The sequence below is a fragment of the Paraburkholderia sp. IMGN_8 genome (assembly GCF_038050405.1).
Taxonomy (GTDB): Bacteria; Pseudomonadota; Gammaproteobacteria; order Burkholderiales; family Burkholderiaceae; genus Paraburkholderia.
Window position 1 is genome coordinate 3,855,696 of record NZ_CP150900.1, and the last position, 23,922, is coordinate 3,879,617.

The 23,922-nt window shown below is 63.1% G+C and carries 20 protein-coding genes; 12 read left to right on the forward strand and 8 right to left on the reverse strand.

Annotated elements, in window-relative coordinates:
- The first annotated feature begins 160 nt into the window (after positions 1–160).
- The 6 genes from WN982_RS17540 (at position 161) to WN982_RS17565 (ending at position 9,181) form a co-directional block, all read left to right on the forward strand.
- Positions 161–4,342, forward strand: a complete 4,182-nt coding sequence (locus tag WN982_RS17540) for a YhdP family protein (RefSeq protein WP_341313182.1) — start codon at positions 161–163, stop codon at positions 4,340–4,342.
- Between the two features lie 127 nt (positions 4,343–4,469).
- Entirely contained in the window at positions 4,470–5,303 is an 834-nt protein-coding gene (locus WN982_RS17545; protein ID WP_341313183.1) for a carbon-nitrogen hydrolase family protein, read from the forward strand.
- Positions 5,304–5,398: 95 nt separating this feature from the next.
- Positions 5,399–6,865 (forward strand): metalloprotease TldD, encoded by a 1,467-nt coding sequence (gene tldD, locus WN982_RS17550; RefSeq protein WP_341313184.1) that lies wholly within the window; start codon positions 5,399–5,401, stop codon positions 6,863–6,865.
- Positions 6,866–7,243: 378 nt separating this feature from the next.
- Positions 7,244–8,317, forward strand: a complete 1,074-nt coding sequence (aroG, locus tag WN982_RS17555; RefSeq protein ID WP_341313185.1) for a 3-deoxy-7-phosphoheptulonate synthase AroG — start codon at positions 7,244–7,246, stop codon at positions 8,315–8,317.
- A 189-nt stretch (positions 8,318–8,506) separates the two neighbouring features.
- Complete coding sequence (locus WN982_RS17560) at positions 8,507–8,845, forward strand: type II toxin-antitoxin system RelE/ParE family toxin (protein ID WP_341313186.1); 339 nt, start codon at positions 8,507–8,509, stop codon at positions 8,843–8,845.
- Between the two features lie 3 nt (positions 8,846–8,848).
- Entirely contained in the window at positions 8,849–9,181 is a 333-nt protein-coding gene (locus WN982_RS17565) for an XRE family transcriptional regulator (protein ID WP_063494819.1), read from the forward strand.
- Between the two features lie 54 nt (positions 9,182–9,235).
- On the opposite strand, the gene hmpA is transcribed toward WN982_RS17565, so the two are convergent.
- Positions 9,236–10,441: an NO-inducible flavohemoprotein gene (hmpA, locus tag WN982_RS17570; protein WP_341313187.1), complete on the reverse strand. Its 1,206-nt coding sequence runs from the start codon at positions 10,439–10,441 to the stop codon at positions 9,236–9,238.
- A 98-nt stretch (positions 10,442–10,539) separates the two neighbouring features.
- Positions 10,540–11,094, reverse strand: coding sequence for a cob(I)yrinic acid a,c-diamide adenosyltransferase (locus tag WN982_RS17575; RefSeq protein ID WP_341313188.1), 555 nt, complete (start codon positions 11,092–11,094; stop codon positions 10,540–10,542).
- Positions 11,095–11,303: 209 nt separating this feature from the next.
- Here WN982_RS17575 and WN982_RS17580 point away from each other — a divergent pair, with 209 nt between their 5' ends.
- From WN982_RS17580 to proC, 6 genes are all read left to right on the forward strand, one after another.
- The gene (locus WN982_RS17580; protein WP_341313189.1) at positions 11,304–12,719 is read left to right on the forward strand and encodes an FAD-linked oxidase C-terminal domain-containing protein; all 1,416 of its coding nucleotides are present in this window, start codon (positions 11,304–11,306) and stop codon (positions 12,717–12,719) included.
- Positions 12,720–12,805: 86 nt separating this feature from the next.
- On the forward strand, positions 12,806–14,299 hold the full coding sequence (locus WN982_RS17585) for an FAD-linked oxidase C-terminal domain-containing protein (RefSeq protein WP_341313190.1): 1,494 nt from the start codon (positions 12,806–12,808) through the stop codon (positions 14,297–14,299).
- Positions 14,300–14,447: 148 nt separating this feature from the next.
- On the forward strand, positions 14,448–15,536 hold the full coding sequence (glcE, locus tag WN982_RS17590; RefSeq protein WP_341313191.1) for a glycolate oxidase subunit GlcE: 1,089 nt from the start codon (positions 14,448–14,450) through the stop codon (positions 15,534–15,536).
- Between the two features lie 8 nt (positions 15,537–15,544).
- Complete coding sequence (glcF, locus tag WN982_RS17595; RefSeq protein WP_341313192.1) at positions 15,545–16,771, forward strand: glycolate oxidase subunit GlcF; 1,227 nt, start codon at positions 15,545–15,547, stop codon at positions 16,769–16,771.
- Between the two features lie 132 nt (positions 16,772–16,903).
- Complete coding sequence (locus tag WN982_RS17600; RefSeq protein WP_341313193.1) at positions 16,904–17,602, forward strand: YggS family pyridoxal phosphate-dependent enzyme; 699 nt, start codon at positions 16,904–16,906, stop codon at positions 17,600–17,602.
- Between the two features lie 49 nt (positions 17,603–17,651).
- Entirely contained in the window at positions 17,652–18,467 is an 816-nt protein-coding gene (proC, locus tag WN982_RS17605) for a pyrroline-5-carboxylate reductase (RefSeq protein WP_341313194.1), read from the forward strand.
- Between the two features lie 88 nt (positions 18,468–18,555).
- Here the strand turns inward: proC and ubiA are convergent, their stop codons facing one another.
- From ubiA to WN982_RS17635, 6 genes are all read right to left on the reverse strand, one after another.
- Positions 18,556–19,419, reverse strand: a complete 864-nt coding sequence (gene ubiA / locus WN982_RS17610; RefSeq protein WP_341313195.1) for a 4-hydroxybenzoate octaprenyltransferase — start codon at positions 19,417–19,419, stop codon at positions 18,556–18,558.
- A gap of 199 nt (positions 19,420–19,618) precedes the next feature.
- Complete coding sequence (locus WN982_RS17615) at positions 19,619–20,107, reverse strand: Dps family protein (protein WP_341313196.1); 489 nt, start codon at positions 20,105–20,107, stop codon at positions 19,619–19,621.
- Positions 20,108–20,263: 156 nt separating this feature from the next.
- Positions 20,264–20,428 (reverse strand): hypothetical protein, encoded by a 165-nt coding sequence (locus tag WN982_RS17620; RefSeq protein ID WP_341313197.1) that lies wholly within the window; start codon positions 20,426–20,428, stop codon positions 20,264–20,266.
- Positions 20,429–20,503: 75 nt separating this feature from the next.
- Entirely contained in the window at positions 20,504–21,958 is a 1,455-nt protein-coding gene (locus WN982_RS17625; RefSeq protein ID WP_341313198.1) for a catalase, read from the reverse strand.
- A 71-nt stretch (positions 21,959–22,029) separates the two neighbouring features.
- Positions 22,030–22,170 carry a hypothetical protein gene (locus WN982_RS17630; RefSeq protein WP_341313199.1) on the reverse strand — a complete coding sequence of 47 codons (141 nt, stop codon included), beginning with the start codon at positions 22,168–22,170 and terminating at the stop codon, positions 22,030–22,032.
- Positions 22,171–22,340: 170 nt separating this feature from the next.
- Complete coding sequence (locus WN982_RS17635; protein WP_341313200.1) at positions 22,341–23,300, reverse strand: LysR substrate-binding domain-containing protein; 960 nt, start codon at positions 23,298–23,300, stop codon at positions 22,341–22,343.
- Positions 23,301–23,922 lie beyond the last annotated feature (622 nt).

Here is a 23,922-nt window from a genome sequence, read left to right on the forward strand (position 1 = left end):
ATACGCGTTGTTCAGTTCGCCGCAGCACAGGGGTCCGCCGGCCTCGCGCAAGTCGCGAGACGGCATGCAGACAGGGTTTGCCGGAAGTCCGCCGACGCTATCCCGTGTGTTACATTTCGTCGTTAATTCGCAAAACTACCATACGCCCAACCGCCGCAGCATGTCCGAGCGAAACGAATCCGCCGACCCGCACGAAACCGGACAAGTCCGGCCTGCGAGCCGAAGCGACCACGTCTTGCTGCATCGGACGTCGCACGTGGTGCTGGCGCTCGCACTCGCGCTCTACTTCATCGCGGCGGGTCTGTTTCTCGGTTTGCGTTACGTGCTGCTGCCGCGCATCGATTCTTTCCGGCCGCGTATCGAAGCCATCGTCTCCGACAAGCTCCACACGCAATTCACCATCGGCAAGCTGGCGCCGCATTGGAGCGGCTTTCAGCCGGGCCTCGACGCCACCGATATTGTCATCCGCGATCACGAAGGCAAAACCGCGCTGATCGTTCCGCACGCCACCGCGACGCTGTCGTGGAAGTCGCTCTGGCAATTTCATCCGGCACTTTCCACTCTGATCGTCGACCAGCCCGACGTGCTGATTTCGCGCACCAGCGACGGCGTGCTGTCGGTGGCGGGCGTGCCGGTGCCGACCCGGCACACCGGCAACGATACGCTGTCCACCTGGCTATTGCGCCAGCAGGCAATCGTGGTGCGCGGCGGCGTCCTGCGCTGGCGCGATGCCCTGCACGATGCGCCGGAACTCGCGCTGCACGACATCCGCCTTGCGATTCTCAACGACCGCTACGATCACCGGCTCGCACTGCAAGCGCCCGCCGAAGGCCAGGTCCTGCACGGCCCGCTCGATTTCCGCGCGCATTTCAAACACGCTCAGCTCTCCGCAATCGGCAAGCCGGTCAACTGGACCGGCCAGGTCTACGTATCGACCGGCCCGGTCGATTTGCCGGCGCTCGCGCGCTACGTCGATTTCCCAATCGAAATGTTTGCAGGCCGCATCGACAACGCGATCTGGGCCGATTTCGCCGATGGCCGCATGAAGTCGGCGGGCGGCCAGCTTGCCGGCACGGAAGTCTCGATGCGGGTGCGCCCCACCCAGCCCAAACTGGTCGTGCCGGTTGCCAACTTTTTGTGGCGCCTCGAAGCCGACCAGGGCGACTACAAGCTGCAACTGAGCGATTTGCACGCCGAACTCGGCCAGCCGCCGCTCGACGACGGCACGCCGCTCACCCGCACCCTCTCACTATCGACGCTGAACGGCCGCTACCGGACGGCCACGCTGCAACATGGGCAGCTTGTCGGCGTCAGCGGCGACCGCGTCGATCTGGGCATCCTTGCCGAATTCAGCCGCGCGCTGCCGTTGCCGACCCGCTTGCTGAACAGCCTCGTGCGCTTCAATCCACGCGGACTGGTGGCGAACTACGTCATCGAAATCGAGCGCGGCAAACCGGAGTCGGGCGAAGCGGGCAGCGACCACCGGCCGAGCGGCGCCGAACCGATCGAGCGCTATCGCTTCAAGGGCGATCTGCAAGGCATCAGCATCGCCGCGCAGGAACCGCCGCCCGGGCTGACGGCGCTGAACCACCCACGCGCCGGCATACCGGGCATCGAAAACCTGTGGGGCAGCGTCGATGCCGACGAAAACCACGGCACGGCGCTTCTCAATACCTCCAACGTCGCGATCACACTGCCGGGTGTGTTCGACGATCCGCGCCTGAAGCTCGACCACCTGCATGGCCGCGCCGACTGGACCATTACGTCGAAGGCGCCGGGTGAGAACCACCGGGCGTTCACCGTGAAGGTGGCCGACCTCGGTGTCTCCAACGCGGACGTCGCGGCCACAGCTACGGCCAATTACAGCAACCCCGGCCATGGGCGCGGCTCGCTCGATCTGAAAGCCGACTTCCGGCGCGCGCAGGTGACGCGCATCGTCCGCTATCTGCCGACCAGCATCGGCGAAAAGCTGCGTATCTATCTGGGCCACGGGCTGCAAGCCGGTACCTCGCACGGCGCGACTATCGAAGTGCACGGCGATCTGACCAAATTCCCCTACTCGCGCGATCCGAGCGCCGGGCTCTTTCATATCGTCGCGCCTTTCAAGGGCGCCAAATTCGACCCCTCGCCGTTCCCGCCGCGCAAGATGAAGAACGGCACGCCGAACGTGTGGCCGCCGCTGGACGGCATCGACGGTGTGTTCGAACTCCAGCAGAACGTGCTGCGCTTCGATATCGACCGCGCGCATTACAAGCGCGTCGCGCTGACCAAGGTGAGCGGCAAGATCGACGACCTCGGCACCAAGGCGTCGAGCCTTGTCATCAATGGCGATGGGCGCGGACCGCTCGCCGACATGCTCGACTACGTCAACGAAAGCTCGCTCGGCATCATGTCCAAGCATGCGACCGAGAAGGTGCGCGCCGAAGGGCCTGCGTCGCTTGCGCTCAAACTGACGGTGCCGCGCACGCCGAAACCGCATATCGCCGTGGACGGTGCGGTCGGCTTCCAGAACAACCGCTTGACGGTCGAGAACGTGCCGCCGCTGTCGCAACTGACCGGCAAGGTGCGCTTCACCGAACATACCGCACAGGCCGACCGGCTCTCCGGCCAGTTCATGGGCGGCGACGTGCGCGCGAATGGCGGGTTGAAGCAGGACGGCACGTATGCGGTGAATGTCGGCGGCCATATCGCCGTCGATGCCGCGCGCGGTCTCAATCTGCGTGGCCCGGCCGAACAGGTGCTGACGCGCATGAGCGGCAGCGCGCCCTACGCGCTCAACGTGCGCGGCGCCCGGGGGCGGCTGCCGGAAGTGACGGCGAATTCCGATCTGACCGGCCTCGCACTCGACTTCCCCGCCCCGTTCAACAAGCCGGTGGGCACGCCGATGCCGCTGCGCTTTGCCGTCAGCCCTTCGGCGACTGCGAGCGAATCCGGTCTGGAACGCGCCGACCTGACCTTCGGCCCAATCGCCGCCACCTATTTGCTGCGCTACCAGCCGAAAACGCCGCCGACCGTCGTGTTGGGCGCGATCGGCGTGAACCGCCCCGCCGAGTTACCGTCCGAAGGCGTGATTGCCGCCGTCGACGTCGAAGCGTTCGACGCCGACGCCTGGCGCGCGCTTGTCACGCAGATGCGCAACAAGGAAGCGCCCGCTGCCGCGCCGGCCGCGCCGAATAGCACCCTCGCGCAATTCCTGCCGAGCCGCTTCGCGCTGCACATCGGCACGCTGACACTGCTCAAGCGCCACTGGGAAAGCGTAATCGTCGGCGCGTCGCATGCGGACGGTAAATGGCAGGCCAATATCGCGTCGAACCAGGTGTCCGGTCACGTCTCGTGGCTGCCGGGCGCCACCAGGGAATCGCCGGGCACGCTGCAAGCGCGCTTCGCCCGCATGGTAATTCCGTCGGCCACTGACAAAGACTTGCTCGGCCAGGCGATCTCGGCGCCGGCGCAGAACATGCCGTCGATCGATCTGGTCGTCAACGAGCTGATCGTGCGCGATCGCAACATCGGCCGCCTCGAAGTCGACGCGCATAATTTCAACGAAGACGGCGTACCGGTCTGGCAACTCGACAAGCTCGACATCAGCAACCCCGCCGCCACGCTGACCGCCACTGCGAACTGGCGCACCTCGACGGGTCTTGGCAACACCGCCGACGAAACGACGCCGCGCCGCACCGTGTTCGATTTCAAGCTCGACATCAAGGACGCCGGCGCGCTGCTGGAGCGGGCTGGCCAGCCGCGCACGCTCAAGGGCGGCAGCGGCACGCTGTCAGGCAAGGTGGTGTGGCGCGGCGGCCCGACCGCGATCGACTATCCGACGCTCAACGGCAATCTGGCTGTCGATCTGCGCCATGGCCAGATTCTCAAGGTCGATCCGGGCGTCGCCAAGCTGCTGGGCGTGCTGAGCCTGCAAAGTCTCGCGCGCTTCGCCACGCTGAATTTCCGCGACGTGATCGGCGAAGGGCTGCCGTTCGAACACGTCACCGGCACTGGCGAGATCCATAACGGCATCGGCCGTACCGAGAACTTCGAGATGGTCACGGCGCCGGCGCGCGCTCAAATGAAGGGTTCGGTCGATCTGGCGCAGGAAACCCAGGATCTGCACGTCCAGATCGTGCCAACCCTCAGCGCGGGCGCCGCCGTGATCGCCACGACCGTGATCAATCCGCTGCTCGGCCTGGGCGCGCTGGTGGCCGACCTGGCGTTCAGCAAGTCGGTCTCCACAGCGTTCGCGCGCGAGTATGCGATCACCGGTTCGTGGTCGAAACCGCACATCGAGCGGGTGAAGAGCGATCGCGGTAAGATGGACGCTCCGGCTTCGACCGTGGAAGCGCACTGAGCCCTGTTCGAGCAGATTTGACGAATAGCGCGCGGTGCCGCGCCGGCGGCCCCAGCCAGCCTTGATCGACGTATGCGGCGCAGACGGTTAGCGCCGCCGCCTTTGCCGGGAGTTGTTCGAAACGCTCATGAGCGAACCACACGTCCAATCAATTTCGTCCTACCGTGTCGCCGCGCTGCAAATGGTGAGCACGCCCGATCGCGAACGCAACCTGGCCGAAGCGGCGCGCCTGATCGCCGAAGCCGCCGCCGGCGGCGCGCAACTCGTCCTGCTGCCTGAATACTTCTGCTTCATGGGCTTCAAGGACACGGACAAACTCGCCGTGCGCGAGGCCTACCAGGACGGTCCGATCCAGCGCTTTCTCGCCGATGCCGCGCGCCGTCACAAGGTCTGGGTGATCGGCGGCACCTTGCCGTTGATGGCGCCGGAAGCCTCGCGCGTGCTGAACACCACCCTGGTGTTCGACCCGCAAGGCAACGAGGCGGCGCGCTACGACAAGATCCATCTGTTCAACTTCGAAAAGGGCGACGAGTCGTTCGACGAGGCACGCACGATCTGCCCCGGCGGCGAGGTCCGCACCTTCGAGGCGCCGTTCGGCCGCGTCGGCCTGTCGGTCTGCTACGATCTGCGCTTTCCGGAGCTGTACCGGCGCATGGGCGACTGCGCGCTGATCGTGGTGCCGTCGGCATTCACTTACACGACCGGCCGCGCGCATTGGGAAATGTTGCTGCGCGCCCGGGCAGTCGAAAACCAAAGTTACGTACTGGCCGCCGCGCAAGGCGGCAAACATGAAAACGGCCGCCGGACCTGGGGCCACAGCATGCTGATCGACCCGTGGGGCGAGATCGTCGCGGTGCGCGACGAAGGCGCCGGCGTGGTAGCCGGCAATCTCGAACGTGCGCGCATCGACGAAGTGCGGCAGAGTCTGCCCGCCTGGCGTCATCGCGTGCTCAGTTGCTGAGTTGTGTTGACCTGACATTGAAACTGCGGCGCTTCCGACTCATATAGTGACGTGGCGCTAACCGAATCCTTCGTATCGAGCAGAACATACTTCGCATGAACATCATCGAACCCGGTATCCGTAATCTCGCCACCGCCAAGGACATTCTCCTGACGCCCTACGGTCTCGACGAATCCCTGCTCACCCGCACGCTCGCCGAAATCTTCACGCACAAGATCGACTACGCGGACCTGTATTTCCAGGCCACGCGCAGCGAAGCGTGGAGTCTCGAAGAAGGCATCGTGAAATCGGGCAGCTTCAGCATCGACCAGGGCGTCGGCGTGCGCGCCGTGTCGGGCGACCGTACGGCTTTCGCGTATTCGGACGACCTGTCGCCCGAAGCGATCCGTCAGGCGGCCATCGCCACGCGCGCGATCGCCAAGGCAGGCGGCGGCAAGCAGAAGGTGAAGGTGGCGTCGTCGCTGACCGGCATCTCCGGGCGCGATCTGTACCTGCCGTCCGATCCGCTGCATTCGCTCGACGCAACCGCCAAGGTCAAGCTGCTCGAGCGCATCGAACAGATGGCGCGCGGCCGCGATCCGCGCATCCAGCAGGTGATGGCAGGCCTCGCCGGCGAATACGACGTGGTGCTGGTGGCGCGCAGCGACGGCGGCTTCGCGGCCGATATCCGTCCGCTGGTACGCGTGTCGGTCACCGTGATCGCCGAACAGAACGGCCGCCGCGAAATCGGTAGCGGCGGCGGCGGTGGCCGCTTCGACTACGGCTATTTCACCGACGAAGTGTTGTCGCGCTACGTCGACGACGCGGTACATGCGGCGTTGGTCAACCTCGACGCCCGCCCGGCGCCGGCCGGCGCGATGACCGTCGTGCTCGGACCGGGCTGGCCCGGCGTGCTGCTGCACGAAGCGATCGGCCATGGCCTCGAAGGCGACTTCAACCGCAAGGGCTCGTCGGCGTTCGCTGGTCGTATCGGCGAGCAGGTTGCCGCGAAGGGCGTGACCGTGGTCGACGACGGCACGCTGCCGAACCGCCGCGGCTCGCTCAATATCGACGACGAAGGCAATCCGACCCAGTGCACGACGCTGATCGAAGACGGCATCCTGAAGGGCTACATCCAGGACACGCTGAACGCGCGTCTGATGAAGATGCCGGTCACCGGCAATGCGCGCCGCGAATCGTACGCCGCGCTGCCGATGCCGCGCATGACCAACACGTACATGCTGAACGGCGATAAAGACCCGCAGGAAATCATCGCGTCCGTAAAGAACGGTTTGTACGCGGTGAACTTCGGCGGCGGCCAGGTCGACATCACGAACGGCAAGTTCGTGTTCTCGGCGTCCGAGGCGTACATGATCGAAAACGGCAAGGTCACCTACCCGGTCAAGGGCGCGACGCTGATCGGCAGCGGCCCGGAATCGCTCAAGTACGTCAGCATGATCGGCAACGACATGAAGCTCGATTCGGGCGTCGGCGTATGCGGCAAGGAAGGCCAAAGCGTGCCGGTGGGCGTCGGCCAGCCCACCTTGCGGATCGACCGCATGACGGTTGGCGGTACGGCCTGATTGTGATGCAGACGCATACTTCGAGCATGCCATGCACGAAGTATGCGGATTTCCCGCATTTTTTCGCCCCTCGGCTTGCCAGCCGAGCCTGCACGGGTTATAAAGTCACTCACCCTTTTTGACCAGCGACCTATTTCGCCATGTCCGCCAAGTTTTACTTTTACTTTTTTTGGCATCTCAGACCGCTGGCGGATCGAGAGGGGTGTTAGTGCACGCAAGACACCAAGAATTCCCGAAAAACCGCCAGCTAGCCTGGCGGTTTTTTTTCGCCTCACGTCTTTGAAACTTTTTTGATTGTCGTCCGCTCTGGCATCGCTGCCTCATCGCCGCCTTTCTTGCCTGCGCGAACACGCTACGAACCGATTCAGGAGAACAACCATGCCCCCGCACAACACCGACGATGTCCGCATCCGCGAATTGAAAGAACTCACGCCGCCCGCTCACCTGATCCGCGAATTCGCCTGCGACGAAACAGTGTCCGACGTGATCTACAACTCGCGCAACGCGATGCATCGCATCCTGCACGGCATGGAAGACCGGCTGATCGTCGTCATCGGACCTTGTTCGATTCATGATACGAAGGCGGCGATGGAATACGCCGGACGTCTCGTCGAACAGCGCAAGCGCTTCGCCGGCGAACTCGAAGTCGTGATGCGCGTGTACTTCGAAAAACCGCGCACGACGGTGGGCTGGAAGGGTCTCATCAACGACCCGCATATGGACAACAGCTTCAAGATCAATGACGGCCTGCGCACTGCGCGCGAACTGCTGCTGCGCATCAACGAGCTCGGGCTGCCGGCCGGCACCGAATACCTCGACATGATCAGCCCGCAGTACATCGCCGATCTGATCTCGTGGGGCGCGATCGGTGCGCGCACCACCGAGTCGCAAGTGCATCGTGAACTGGCTTCGGGGCTGTCGTGCCCGGTCGGTTTCAAGAACGGCACGGACGGCAACGTCAAGATCGCCGTCGACGCAATCAAGGCCGCGTCGCAACCGCACCATTTCCTGTCGGTCACCAAGGGCGGTCACTCGGCGATCGTCTCGACCGCCGGCAATGAGGACTGCCACATCATCCTGCGTGGCGGCAAGACGCCGAACTACGACGCGGACAGCGTCAATGCCGCGTGCGCCGACATCGGCAAGGCCGGTCTTGCTGCGCGCCTGATGATCGACGCGAGTCACGCGAACAGCTCGAAGAAGCACGAGAATCAGATTCCGGTGTGCGCGGATATCGGCCGTCAGATTGCTTCGGGTGACGAACGGATTGTCGGTGTGATGGTCGAGTCGCATCTGGTTGCGGGCCGCCAGGATCTGCAGGAAGGCTGCGCGCTGACGTACGGCCAGAGCATCACAGATGCCTGCATCGGCTGGGACGAAAGCGTTGGCGTGCTGGAAGGTCTCGCCGAAGCGGTCAAGCAGCGGCGCGTGGCGCGCGGCAGCGGCAACTAAAAAGGCCCTGCGCAGTTGCTGTAATAGGTTCATCGAAAAACCCGACTCACCGAGCCGGGTTTTTTGTTAGCCAAACGGACTAATGGTGCTTCATGAGCCGCCTCTGTACCGTAACAACTCATTGCCAGGTCGAGTGGGACTTGACCGGGCTGAGTGCTAGGTATAAGATTTTGTACACGAAAGGCGGCTATGGAGCAGGAAAAAGAAATTCGCTGGATGGGCTCCAGCTATCGCGATTTACTGGCCTTTCCCGAAGAGCCCCGCCGTCAGGCCGGATTTCAACTTGGCAAGATTCAGGCAGGTCTGGACCCTGACGACTGGAAACCGTTTGATGCGATCGGTGCCGGAACCCGCGAGATTCGCATGAGGGAAGCAGACGGTATTTATCGCGTGATGTATGTGACAAAGTTCGTGGAAGCGTTGTACGTGCTGCATTGCTTCCAGAAAAAGACGCAGAAGCTTGGGCAGCACGATAGAAGCATTGCAGAGACGCGGTATCGCGCCATAGTCAACGATAGGAAAACTTAACAAATGACGATCGACACCAAAATCCGTCACGTGACAAAACCCGGTGCAAACCTGTTTCTCGAACTCGGCTTTTCCGCTGAAGAAGCCAAGCGCTTGCACGCCGCGTCGCAAAAACAGATCAACGACACGCGCCTGCTCAAAGAGCAGTTGATGACCGAACTGTCTAGCTGGATCGAGCAGCATCACCTCAAGCAAGCGGAGGCTGCCGAGATTCTGATGGTGTCGCGGCCGCGCGTCTCCGACGTGGTCAACAAAAAGACCACCAAGTTCACCATCGATACCCTGGTCGAAATGATGAGCCGTATCGGCAAGCCGGTTACGCTGGCGGTCGGTTGAGGCGCACGGCGCTTCACACGTGTTTTCCGCACGCGTCTGCCGTGCGCCCTCGCTTTACTCCACCACGCCTGATCCGAACACTTCGGTGTGAATCCGTGCCGCGTCCACACCGAGCGCGGCCAACGCGTCGCACTGTGCACGCATGAACGGCACCGGCCCGCAGATGTAGTAATCCGCATCGGGCACGATCACTTTGTCGGCGATTTTCGCTACATCGAGGCGACCTTCGAAGTCGTAGTCGATGCCGGCACGGTCGCTCGCTTCAATGGCTTCGTAGAACACCGCGCGCGTGACGTTAGGATGCGCTGCGACCTTGTCGTTCAACCACTGCCGGAACGCGTGCACACGGCCGTTGCGGCACGCATGCACAAAGGTCACGCTCCGTTCGCTCTGATCCGCGAGCAGCGTGGACAACATCGAGGTCATCGGCGTCACGCCTACGCCGCCGCTCATCAGCACCACCGGCGTAGTTTTCTTACGGTCGAGCGTGAAGTCGCCCATCGGCGCGCTGACATGCACCACCGCGCCCACTTCCACACCGTCGTGCAGCAGGTTGGACACGTGGCCCGGCGCCGTGTCTTCGCGGCCTGCTTCACGCTTCACCGAGATACGCAGCCATTTGCCGTTCGGCGCATCCGACAAACTGTATTGCCGCGGCTGATCGACGCCAAGATCATCGACAAAGCGCTTCACGCTCAGATATTGACCGGGCTCGAAGCCGCAAGCCGGCGAACCGTCGGCGGGAGTCAGATAGAACGACGTGATTTCATCGCTCTCCACCTCCTTGCCCGCGACCTTGAACGGCCGGAAGCCGCTCCATGCGGCGCCTTGATAGAGCTTCGCCTCCGCGCCGACGAAAATGTCGGCGAGCTGCCCATATGCGGCTTCCCACGCGCCGAGCGTCTCCTGATCGACCGCGTCGCCCAGTACGTCGACAATCGCGCCCAGCAGGTGACGCCCCACGATCGGATACTGCTCCGGCCGGATATTCAGGCTGGCGTGCTTGTGGGCGATTCGCGAGACAGTCGGGCCCAGTGCGCCGAGATTGTCGATATTGGCGGCATACGCGTACACCGCCTTCGCCAGCGTTTCCGGTTGGCTGCCGCTCTTCTGGTGGGTCTGGTTGAACACGTTCTTCAACTCGGGATGGTGCGCGAACATGCGCTTGTAGAAGTGCCTGGTGATGGTCGTGCCGTGTTCGGCAAGAACGGGAACTGTGGCTTTAACGCGGGCAATCTGGTCGGCAGTGAGGGCGGTCATGGGTGCTTCTCCTTAAAGATGCATTTACAATACATTTTTAAGAAGAAAATTTGACCCGGACAGATTGTCACAGGGCCAAAGCGGGATGAAGAGTGGTTCTAGCCGGCGCCGCGCTCGTGCTGCCACAGCACGTCGCTGCCGCCGTCCGCGCGATTGAGCACGCGCGCCAGCACGAACAGCAGGTCGGACAGCCGGTTCACATACTGGCGCGGCGCAGGATTGATCGTCTCCACCTCGCCCAGTGCGACGATCGCGCGCTCGGCGCGGCGGCACACCGTGCGGCACACGTGCGCGAGCGCAGCCGCGCGCGAGCCGCCCGGCAGGATGAACTCCTTCAAAGGCGGCAAGGTCGCGTTGTAGTCGGCGAGCCAGTTGTCGAGTTGGCCGAGATGCTTGTCGGTAATCATCGTGTGGCCGGGAATGCAGAGTTCGCCGCCGAGGTCGAACAGGTCGTGCTGAATTGCGACCAGCGCCGCGCGCACCTTGTCGGGCAGCGTTTCGCACAGCAACACGCCGAGATTCGAATTGAGTTCGTCGACGTCGCCGATTGCGGCGATGCGCGCATCGTCTTTACGCACGCGGCGGCCGTCGCCGAGACCGGTGGTGCCGTCGTCGCCCGTACGGGTGGCGATCTTGCTCAAGCGGTTGCCCATGATGTCTCCCATCCCATTCAGTGACGATGCGTCCGCGCAGGCTAACCGCCTGGCCACCGCGTTAGCCACCGCGTTTATCCATATTGCGCGCATTGCGAAGTCGCCGCCATTATAGGACCGGCAACCGGCCGCGACGCCGGCCCACGGGCGATCGGCGTAAAATGAATCACCAGTTGTGGAACAGCTCTGCCCAATATCAGGAGACATGCGTGAACCATCCCGTGCCGCCGGCGCCACTGCGCCGGCCGTTTCCCGCCGAGTTGCTGAGCGCGCTCAAAGCCGTCTTTGCGGAACGTGTGTCGACTGCCGAAGCAGTGCGCGCCCATCATGGCCGCGATGAATCGCCGTTCGATCCGCAACTGCCCGACGCCGTCGTGTTCGCGCGCAATACCGAAGACGCCCAAACCATCGTCAAGCTGTGCGGCCAGTACAACGTGCCGATCATCCCATACGGCAACGGCTCGTCGCTCGAAGGGCATCTGCTGGCGGTGCAAGGCGGCGTGTCGATCGATCTGTCGGAAATGAACCGCGTACTGTCGATCAATGCGGAAGACCTCACGGTCACCGTCGAGCCAGGCATCTCACGCAAGCAACTGAACGAAGCGCTGCGCGACACCGGCCTGTTTTTCCCGATCGACCCGGGCGCGGACGCAAGCATCGGCGGCATGTCGGCCACGCGCGCGTCGGGCACCAACGCTGTGCGCTATGGCACGATGCGCGAGAACGTGCTCGGGCTGACGGTCGTTCTGGCCGACGGCCGCGTGATCAAAACCGGCACACGGGCGCGCAAGTCGTCGGCGGGTTATGACCTCACGCGCCTGTTCGTCGGTTCGGAAGGCACGCTCGGCGTGATCACGGAAATCACCGTGCGCCTCTATCCGCAGCCGGAAGCGGTCTCGGCAGCGGTATGCGCATTTCCGTCGATGGGCGATGCGGTGCGCGCGGTCATCGAAACGATTCAGATCGGGGTGCCGATCGCGCGTGTCGAGTTCGTCGACTCGCTCGCGATCCGCTCGATCAATCGTCATTCGAATCTGACGTTACGCGAGGCGCCGACGCTCTTCTTCGAATTCCACGGCACCGAAGCCGGTGTGAAAGAACAGGCCGAACTGGTGCAGGAGATCGTCGCGCAGAATGCCGGCGAAGGTTTCGAATGGGCGACCCGGCCGGAAGACCGCAGCCGCCTGTGGAACGCGCGCCACAACGCCTATTTCGCGATGCTGCAACTGAAGCCCGGCTGCCGCGCGGTCACCACCGACGTCTGCGTGCCGATCTCGCGCCTCGCGGAATGCGTGGTGGAAACGGAACAGGATCTGAAGGCATCGCCACTGCCCTGCCCGATCGTCGGCCATGTCGGCGACGGCAACTTCCACGTCGCGATCCTGATCGACCCGCACAAGCCCGAAGAACTCGCCGAAGCCGAGCGTCTGAACGAGCGCATCGTCCAACGCGCGCTGCGCATGGATGGCACCTGCACCGGCGAGCACGGCGTCGGCTTGCACAAGATGAACTTCCTGCTCGAAGAACACGGCGAAGTCGCCGTCGATACGATGCGCTCGATCAAACACGCGCTCGATCCGCGCAATCTGATGAACCCGGGCAAGATTTTTTCGTGGGCAGCTTGAGGCGTCATTGACACGCGGTTAAAGCGCCGCAGCCGCTGTTGAGCTCGAGCGGCACGAAGGGTGAAAAGTACGAGGAGACGAGTCACATGAACGCACCCGCTGAACTGACGGCCGAAGTTCTCGCCCAGCGCCAGCGCGAAGTCGTGCAGGCGCTGATGGCCGTGCTGCCGACCCACTGTCTGCTGTATCGCGAAGAGGACACCGTGGCCTACGAGTGCGACGGCCTCGCCGCCTATCGGCGGCTGCCGCTCGCCGTCGCGCTGCCGGAGACGGAATCGCAAGTGCAGCGCATTGTGCAGATCTGCCACCGGCTCGACGTGCCGATCGTGCCACGCGGCGCGGGCACCGGCTTGTCGGGCGGCGCGATGCCGATTCGTCACGGCGTGGTGGTGTCGCTCGCGCGCTTCAGGAAGATCGTCGAAGTCGATTCGTACGCGCGTACCGCGACGGTGCAGCCGGGCGTGCGCAATCTGTCGATTTCCGAGGCCGCCGCGCCGTACGGCTTGTACTACGCACCCGATCCGTCGTCGCAGATCGCCTGCACGATCGGCGGCAATGTGTCGGAGAATTCAGGCGGCGTGCACTGCCTCAAATACGGCCTCACCGTGCACAACGTGTTGCGCGTGCGCGCCGTGACGATGGAAGGCGAAATCGTCGAATTCGGCTCGCTTGCGCCAGACGCGCCAGGGCTCGATCTGCTCGCGGTGTTGATCGGCAGCGAAGGAATGTTCGCGATCGTCACCGAAGTCACCGTCAAGCTGATTCCGAAGCCGCAAACCGCGCAGGTCATCATGGCCAGTTTCGACGACGTCGTTAAAGGCGGCGATGCGGTCGCCAGCATTATCGCGGCGGGCATCATCCCGGCTGGTCTGGAGATGATGGACAAACCGGCCACGCGCGCCGTCGAAGAATTCGTCAACGCGGGCTACGATCTCGACGCGGCGGCGATCCTGCTATGCGAATCGGACGGCACACCCGAAGAAGTCGCTGACGAAATCGTGCGCATGACCGCGGTGCTGCGCGAACACGGCGCAACCCGCATCCAGATTTCGCGCTCGGAAAGCGAAAGGCTGCGCTTCTGGTCGGGGCGCAAGAACGCTTTTCCGGCCGCCGGCCGCATTTCACCCGACTACTACTGCATGGACGGCACGGTGCCGCGCCGCAGCATCGGCCCATTGCTCGCGCGCATCGAAGTCATGGAAAAGAAATACGGCCTGCGCTGCATCAACGTGTTCCATGCCGGCGACGGCAACATGCACCCGCTGATTCTGTTCAACGGCAACGACATGGACGAATGGCATCGGGCCGAAGCGTTCGGTGCCGACATTCTCGAGACGTGCGTCGAACTGGGCGGCACGGTAACGGGCGAGCACGGCGTCGGCATCGAGAAGATCAACTCGATGTGCGTGCAGTTCTCACCCGAAGAGCGCGACGCGTTTCACGCGGTCAAGCGCGCTTTCGATTCGCCCGGCTTGCTGAATCCGGACAAGGGCATCCCGACGCGCGCGCGTTGCGCCGAGTACGGCAAGATGCACGTACGCGGCGGCTTGCTGCCGCATCCGGAACTGCCGCGGTTTTAAGCATTTTCGACCCGCCGACGCACTGCGCATACTTTGCGCCGGCGGCTCTTCCCTGGTCCCACCCTGATTACCCGATGCGGGTCCGCTCCGGGTTGTCAGCGAGCCCCCGCCCGGTACAATCAAGCGAAACACAACGAAGCGGGGCACCATGGAAGAGGACGACATCGTCGCCGTTTGGTCCGAACGCGTGCGTTCGGCCAGCGCCGAAGGGCGCACGTTGCGCATCCGTGGCGGCGGCACCAAAGACTGGTACGGCCAGACACTGGAAGGCGACATCCTCGACACGCGCGCTTATCGCGGCATCATCGCCTACGACCCGGCCGAGCTCGTCATTACCGCGCGCGCAGGCACACCCCTGCTGGAGATCGAAGCCGCGCTCGCCGAACACCATCAGATGCTCGCCTTCGAGCCGCCGCACTTCGGCCCGCAGGCTACCTTCGGCGGCTGCATCGCGGCGGGCATCGCCGGTCCGCGCCGGCCGGCCGCAGGTGCCGCGCGCGACTTCGTGCTCGGCGCGGTGATCATGAACGGCCACGGGGAAACACTGCATTTCGGCGGCCAGGTGGTGAAGAACGTCGCCGGTTATGACGTGTCCCGTTTGATGGCAGGCTCGCTCGGCACCTTGGGGTTGATCCTCGAACTGTCCATCAAGGTGCTGCCGCTGCCGCAGGCCGAAGCCACCCTCAAATTCGACATGAACGGCACCGACGCGGTCCGCAAGCTCAACGAATGGGGTGGCCGGCCATTGCCGATCACGGCGAGCGCATGGCGTCACGGTACGCTGGCCGTGCGGCTGGCGGGCGCGGAAGCGGCGGTCAAGGCGGCCCGCACGGCACTCGGCGGAGAGGTGGTCGACGCGGTCGAAGCAGAGCGCTTCTGGGCCGGCTTGCGCGAACAGACCGACCCGTTCTTTGCGGCGATCGCGCCGAAGGCCGCGCTGTGGCGCCTCGCACTGCCGTCGATCACCGAACCGCTGCAACTGCCCGGCGCGCAACTGATGGAATGGGGCGGCGGCCAACGCTGGTGGATCACCGACACCGACGCGCAAACCGTGCGCATCAGCGCGAAACAGGCCGGCGGCCACGCCACGATCTTCCGCACCGGTCTTGGCTACGACCGCAGCGCCGGCGTATTCACGCCGCTGCCCGCGCCGCTGATGAAGATCCATCGCGGCCTGAAAACCGCCTTCGACCCCGCCCGCATTTTCAATCGCGGCCGGCTCTACCCTGACTTCTGAGCGACGCGATGCAAACCAACCTCGCGGACTTCATTCGCAACACGCCGGACGGCGACGAAGCCGACGCCATCCTGCACAAGTGCGTGCACTGCGGTTTCTGCACGGCCACTTGCCCGACCTATCAACTGCTCGGCGACGAACTCGATGGCCCACGCGGGCGCATCTATCTGATCAAGCAGATGGTCGAAGGCGCGGAGATCACACGCAGCACCCAGCTCCACCTCGACCGCTGCCTGACCTGCCGCAGTTGCGAGACCACCTGCCCATCCGGCGTGCAATATGGCCGGCTGGTCGAGATCGGCCGCAAGCTCACCGAAGAGAAAGTCACGCGCCCGCTCGGTCAGCGGCTGGTGCGCCGGCTGCTCGCGAGCTTCGTGCCGAACAGCGCACTGTTCACGCCGACCATGCGCCTCGGCCAGCACATCCGCCCGCTGCTGCCGAAGAAGCTGCGCGACAAGGTGCCCGCGCGGCAGCGTGCGCTCGAATGGCCGAGCGCGAAACATTCGCGCAAGATGCTGATGCTCGCCGGCTGCGTACAACCGTCGATGATGCCCAACGTCAACATTGCGACCGCGCGGGTGCTCGACGCGCTCGGTGTCGAAACGCTGGTGGCGCCCGAAGCCGGCTGCTGCGGCGCGATCCGTCTGCATCTGGGCTACAACGACGAAGCACTCGACGACCTGCGCGCCAACATCGATGCATGGTGGCCGTACATCGAAGAGGGCGTGGAAGCGATCGTGATGAACGCGTCCGGGTGCGGCGCAACGGTCAAGGAATACGCGCACCTGCTGCGCAACGATCCGGCGTATGCGCAGAAGGCTCGCCGCGTCGTCGAATTGACGCGCGACATCTCGGAGATCCTGCCGGAATTCCAAGAAGCGCTGGTCGCCGTGACGCGCCGCCGCGCGATTCATACGGTCGCGTTCCATCCGCCGTGCACGTTGCAGCATGGTCAGCAGTTGCGCGGCAACGTCGAACATCTGCTGGCGGCAATCGGCATCGAAGTGCGGCTGCCTGCCGACAGCCATCTGTGCTGCGGCTCGGCAGGCACCTATTCATTGACGCAGCCGAAGCTCTCGTACGCGCTGCGCGACCAGAAGCTCGAACGGCTGCACGCGCAGGAGCCACAGGTGATCGTGTCGGCGAACGTCGGCTGCATTGCGCATCTGCAAAGCGGCACGTCCACGCCGGTCGCGCATTGGATCGAACTGGTGGAGCATATGCTGTCGGCATGAGGCGGGTGCGGACGGCGGCAATATTACATGCCGCGGCCTTCGCTCTCTTGAAACGCTCCCAGTAACGGCGCGATGCGACGACGTCCGTATAATCCGGTACATCGTTTTTCGCTGGACTTCCGGTTCCGTTCCATGCCCGATCTGATTCACAACCTCGAAGCGGTGCAGCAGCGCATCGCCCTCGCCGCGCATGCCGCCGGACGCGACGCGTGTTCGATTACCCTGCTCGCGGTCTCGAAGACATTTCCCGCCGAAGACGTACGCGCCGCCTACGCAGCCGGTCAACGCGCGTTCGGCGAGAACTACGTGCAGGAAGCCATCGCCAAGATCGAGGCGCTGGCCGATCTGCGGGCGTCGATCGAATGGCATTTCATCGGACCATTGCAATCGAACAAGACGCGGCCGGTCGCAGAGCATTTCGACTGGGTGCATTCGGTCGATCGGCTGAAGATTGCACAGCGTCTGGCCGAGCAGCGCCCGGACAACCTGCCGCCGCTGAACGTGTGCCTGCAGGTGAATATCAGCGGCGAGGCGTCGAAGAGCGGCGTAAGCATCCCCGAGGCCGCGGAAGTCGCGCGGGAAATCGCCGCGCTGCCGAAGTTGCATTTGCGCGGCCTGATGGCGATTCCGGAACCGGCCGGCAGTATCGACGAGCAACGCGCACCGCATCGGCAGTTGCGCGAACTGTTCGAGCGCCTGCGTGACGACGGGCTCGAACTCGATACGCTCTCGATGGGCATGTCGAGCGACCTCGAAGCCGCCGTGCTGGAAGGCGCGACCATCGTGCGCGTCGGCACTGCGATCTTCGGCGCGCGAGATTACTCTAACTGACCGTTGCGGGACGCTTTGGGCTCCCTAACGGAACATCTTTCGGAACATCATGAAAATTGCATTTATCGGCGGTGGCAACATGGCTGCCGCATTGATCGGCGGCCTCATCAAGCGCGGTGTCGCGCCCGCTGACCTCTACGCGATCGACCCCAACGAAGACGCGCGCAAGCGTAATGAAGAGCAATTCGGCATCCGTACGGGGGCCACTGCGGACGCCGCGCTCGCATCGTACGACGCCGTCGTGCTGGCGGTGAAGCCGCAGATTCTTAAGAGTGTCGCGCAAGGGCTCGCGCCGCATCTGAACGCAGCGCAACTGGCGATCAGCATCGTCGCGGGCATTCGCATGGATGACATGTCGCGCTGGCTGAATGGCCACACCCGGATCGTGCGTGTGATGCCGAATACACCGGCGCTGATCGGCATGGGTGTCGCGGGCCTCGCGGCTACCGCCAGCGTCGATGAAGCGGGCCGCGCGCTCGCGTCGCAGGTACTCGGCGCGGTCGGCGAAACGGTCTGGTTCGACGACGAAGCGAAGATCGACGCCGTCACCGCGATCTCAGGCAGCGGCCCCGCATACGTGTTCTATTTTATCGAAGCGTTGCAGGAAGCCGCGCGCCAACTCGGCATGGACGAAGCGCAAGGCCGCTCGCTGGCGGTCGCGACCTTCACCGGCGCGGCTCAACTGGCCGCGAACTCCGACGAGCCGCCCAGCCTGTTGCGCGAGCGTGTGACGTCCAAGGGCGGCACCACCGCCGCAGCACTGACGTCGTTCGACGCCAGCGGAATCAAGGATGCGATTGTGCGTGGCGTGCTCGCCGCCGACGCGCGCGCCAAGGAAATGGGCGACGAGTTCGGCAAGCAGTAAGCAATCGGGAAGTGGGCCGGACGAGAACGCCGCGCGGTGGATCAATCCGTAGCGGCGTCGGCGGCCCGAATGAAGAAACGCAGAAAAATCAGAACGAAGCTGCCGCGTAATGCGCGGCAATGCCGGCAAACAACGCGCCGCCGAGCCAGTTGTTATGGCGGAACGCCGCGAAGCACGGCATCCGTTCGCGGTTGCGGATCAGCGTGTAGTGATAGATCGCGCAGCCCACCGCCGCCGCCCATCCCAGCCAGTACAGCACGCCAAAACCCAGCATCACGCCGATGCCGACGTAAATCCCCAACGTCGCTGCATAACAGAGCATGATAGCGGCCACGTCAAAGCGACCGAATGTCAGCGCAGAGGTGCGGATGCCGATCTTGATGTCGTCGTCGCGATCGACCATGGCGTATTCGGTGTCGTACGCAACCGACCAGAACACGTTGGCCAGCAGCATGACCCACGCGAGCATCGGCACATGATCCTGAATCGCGGCAAACGCCATCGGAATGCCGAAGCCGAACGCGATGCCGAGGTAAGCCTGCGGAATCGCGAAGAAGCGCTTGGTGAACGGATACGAGCCGGCGACGAACAGCGCCGCCACTGACAACTCTTTTGTCAGCGTGTTAAGCGGCAGAATCAGCAGGAACGCCAGCAGCGACAAACCGGCCGCCAGCGCCACCGCTTCCCACGCCTTGATCTTGCCCGAGGTGATTGGACGGTTTTCAGTGCGCTTCACATAGCGATCGAAATCGCGATCCGCGTAATCGTTGATCGCGCAGCCCGCCGAGCGCATCAGCACTGTGCCCACCGTGAAGATCACCAGCAGCGGCCACGAAGGATGGCCGTCGGATGCGATCCACAGCGCGTTGAGCGTGGGCCACAGCAGCAGCAGGCTGCCGATCGGCTTATCCATGCGCACGAGGCGCAGATACAAAGGAAGTCGGGCGAACATGGCGGATTCGGGGAAGTGCAGACGGTGCCGCTATTTTACGGGATGCGGGCGGCAGACAACGTCCAGGCGGCCAAGGTCAAGCTCGCCGCCCGATCCCGCGCTGCAAAAAACAAAAGCCTCCCGCGAAGAGAGGCTTTTGTTTCGGTTCAACGCGAACGCCAATGCGCCGCGCTGAATCCAGGCGAAACGCCGAGAATGCTTAAGCCAGCATCGAGCGCAGCATCCACGCGGTCTTTTCATGCGTTTGCATGCGCTGCGTGAGCAGGTCGGCCGTCGGCTCGTCGTTAGCGGCTTCCGTCGACGGGAAGATCGCGCGGGCGGTGCGCACCACGGCTTCCTGACCTTCCACTAGTTGGCGGATCATATCTTCCGCAGCCGGCACGCCGTCCGCTTCCGGAATCGACGACAGCTTGGCGAATTCCTTGTAGCTGCCCGGCGCATGCACACCCAGCGCGCGGATACGTTCAGCGATCGAATCGACTGCCAGCGCGAGCTCGTTGTACTGCGTTTCGAACATCAGGTGCAGCGTGTTGAACATCGGACCCGTCACGTTCCAGTGAAAGTTATGGGTCTTCAGGTACAGCGTATAGGTGTCGGCGAGCAGGCGCGACAGACCTTCTGCAATCTTCTTGCGATCCTTGTCGGTGATCCCGATGTTGACGTGCTGGACGGCTTCTTTCTTGGCCATGACGACTCCTTTGAAGAGTGATACGAACCGGTCGGCTGATTGACGATTTGCAGATGAGCAATCCGCAAACATTAAAACGCTCGACAGTTTATCTTAGAAACGAGCGCCACTTGTGTGACGCACGGTCACTGGCGAAGCGTGCACGCTGCATGTAAATCAGCTGCCGAGCGCGCGTTGCAGCGCTTGCGCGACGATCACCGCCAGTCCGCTCGCGACGATCGCGAAACCCACTGCGCGACGCAACATCAATGCTTGCTGCTGTTGCCGCGCGCGGCGTGCGACCACTGAACCGCCAATGGTGGAAATCATCATCTGGATCATGATCGTGCTCCCTCGATTCGTATCAAAACCGGCAGGGCGCCGATGCGCCCCACCTTGCTGCATCACTTCAACTGCTTACTTCTTGTTGCCTTCAGCGAGCTCGGCGATCGCCGCGACCACGCCTTCCGCATACGCCGGATCGGCGCGGCGGAAATGCTCGATCTGACGCGCGACGATGTCCTCCGGCACGCCATTGATATGCCGCGCGATGTTGCCGAACAGCCGTTTGCGTTGCGCCGTATCGAACAACTGGAACAGCAAGCCCGGCTGGCTGTAGTAGTCCTCATCCGCGCGATGGTCGTAACGGTCGACCGCGCCCGCCGCGAGCGGCGGCTCCGACGCGTTACTGTCCTGTGCGAAGTCGCCGAAACGATTGGGCTCGTAATTCACGTTACCGCCGAGGTTGCCGCCCGTGCGCATCGCGCCGTCGCGATGGAATGAATGCGGACTCGGCACGCGCGACGTGTTCACCGGAATCTGATGGTGATTGATGCCGAGACGGTAGCGCTGCGTGTCGCCGTACGAGAACAAACGCCCCTGCAACAGACGGTCCGGCGAGAAGCCGATACCAGGAACCACATTCGCCGGCGTGAACGCCGCTTGTTCGACGTCCGCGAAATAATTCGCCGCATTGCGATTCAACTCGATGGTGCCGACGTCGATCAACGGATAGTCCTTCTGCGACCACACTTTCGTGATGTCGAACGGGTTGTAGCGATAGCTCGCTGCGTCCGCTTCGGGCATCACCTGAATCGCGAAACGCCATTTCGGGAAGTTGCCGTCATCGATGTTCGTGACCAGATCGCGCTGCGCGCTTTCGCGATCCTGCGCGACGACCTGCGCCGCTTCCGCGTCGGTGTAGTTCTCGATGCCCTGCATCGACTTGAAGTGGAACTTCACCCAGAAACGCTCGTTGTTCGCGTTGATGAACGAGTACGTGTGCGAACCGAAGCCGTGCATCTGCCGGTAGTTCTTCGGAATGCCGCGATCGCTCATCAGAATCGTCACCTGATGCAGCGACTCCGGATGACGCGACCAGAAATCCCACGCCGCGACATTGCTGCGCATGTTGGTGTACGGATCGCGCTTTTGTGTGTGAATGAAGTCCGGAAACTTGAGCGGATCGCGGATGAAGAACACCGGCGTGTTGTTGCCGACCACGTCCCAGTTGCCTTCTTCCGTATAGAACTTGATCGAGAAACCGCGTACGTCGCGCTCCGCATCGGCGGCGCCGCGTTCGCCCGCCACCGTCGAAAAACGCATGAAGAGCGGCGTTTCCTTGCCGACTTTCGCGAACACTTTGGCCTTCGTGAAGCGCGAGATATCGTGCGTGACTTTCAGCGTGCCGAATGCGCCCGAGCCTTTTGCGTGAACGCGGCGTTCGGGAATCACTTCGCGGTCGAAATGGGCGAGCTTTTCGAGCAGCCAGACGTCTTGCAGGACGACCGGACCGCGCACGCCGGCGGTCATCGAGTTCTGGTTGTCGGCGACGGGTGCGCCGGCTGCATTGGTGAGCTTACGTTCGGACATGCGGAACTCCTGGGTTGCTTTTATCGGAAAGAAAAATACGGGGAGAGGCGCGGCGCGCTAGCGCTGATGACTTAAGCGGACAAGGCCCGATCGACCAGCAAGGACATGGCGACCGTGCGCATGCCGAGCATCGACGCGGCGAACGAGCGGGTGACGGGACGAGCAGATTGAGCGGCGACGGCCTGGACTTGCTGCGGGTTCGATTGCGTCATGATTTCCTCCGGGTCTTGTGCGGATCGGGCGATCCATGGAGGGAACTATAGCAACACTATCGAATTATAGTGTTTGATTAATTTTATCTATTCGATAGGCACAACCGCTATCGCCGCTTCATGCGCGCTGCGGCCCGCCGCGGAGGGCGGCGAGCCGGCGTGGGCGCCAATTAGTTGACGGCGACGGGCAGATCGAGTTTTTTCACGCCAGGCAGATCGCAGGCGTTGATGGCGTCGCAGATCGCCTCGATGGCGGGCATGCGCGTGAAGCTTTTGCGCCAGGCGAGCACGACGCGGCGATCCGGCACGGGCTCGTCGAAGGCGACGTAGCTGAGCAGGCCCGAATCGATGCCGCCTGCGTGCGGTTTGACTTCATACACCGACATGCGCGGCAGCACGGTGATACCGACGCCGCTCGCGACCATATGACGGATCGTTTCCAGCGACGAACCTTCGAAGGTTTTCTGGATGCCGTCCGCGTTCTGCGAGAAGCGCATCAGTTCGGGGCAGACGCCCAGCACATGATCGCGGAAGCAGTGGCCGCTACCGAGCAGAAGCATGGTTTCCTGCTTCAGGTCGTCCGCGTCGATCTTCGGGCGGTTTTCCCACGCGTGACCGGACGGCAACGCCACGACGAACGGTTCGTCGTAGAGCGGGCGCAGCATCAGGCCCGTTTCCGGGAACGGCAGCGCCATGATGGCGACGTCGATTTCACCTTGTTTGAGCAGTTCGATCAGCTTGAGCGTGTAGTTTTCCTGCAGCATCAGCGGCATTTGCGGGACACGCTTGATCATCTGTTTGACGAGCGTGGGCAGCAGGTACGGCCCGATTGTATAGATGACACCGAGGCGCAGCGGCCCGACTAGCGGGTCTTTGCCTTGTTTGGCGATCTCTTTGATGGCGAGCGTTTGTTCGAGCACGCGTTGCGCTTGCGTGACGATTTGCTCGCCGATGGGCGTGACGCTGACTTCGCTGGTGCCGCGCTCGAAGATTTGCACGTTGAGTTCGTCTTCGAGCTTTTTGATTGCCACTGATAGCGTCGGCTGGCTGACGAAACACGCTTCGGCGGCCCGGCCGAAGTGCCGTTCGCGCGCTACCGCGACGATGTATTTCAATTCAGTGAGCGTCATTGGGGACCAATCAAGGCGATAATTCGATAGGTTCTAGTTATACACCTATAGGGTCGGTTCGCCAACTTTTTGGTTTTTTTGCCTACGCGGCGCTGTGGTGGTGGGCCTGCGGTGGGTGGTCTTTTGCTTGCTCTTTTTTTACCTTTTGCGGCGGCATTCTTCTGTGTGCCTGCGGCGTTGGCCTTTCCTTGCTTTCTTATTGGTTTATTAGCGTTCCCCCTGTGCGGGGGGCACCTACTTTTCTTTGCCGCCGCAAAGAAAAGTAGGCAAAAGAAAGCGGCTCAAACCGCTAATTCTTAAGCGGGTCCCCCGGCTTGGAGGAGGTAGTGGAGCATCTGGAATCAGTGTTCTCGCACACTCCGCCCTGGTGACAAGGCAGTCATACTTCCGGCGGCGCTGCGCGCGCCGACGCGGTACTTCTCAAAACCGCCAGCCGATTTTGGTGCCTGCGCCTGGTTCGGCGCGGTGGCGCTCTCTTCCACCTGTCTCGCCTAGGCGCTAATGTCTCACGCTCGCGTTCCCCATGCCCCGCGAAGGCGATAGCGTCTCGTTCGGGGTGGTGGCCCGCGCTCACATACCTCGGCGCCGAGGCAAAGCCAATGGCACCCACCAAACAAAGAAT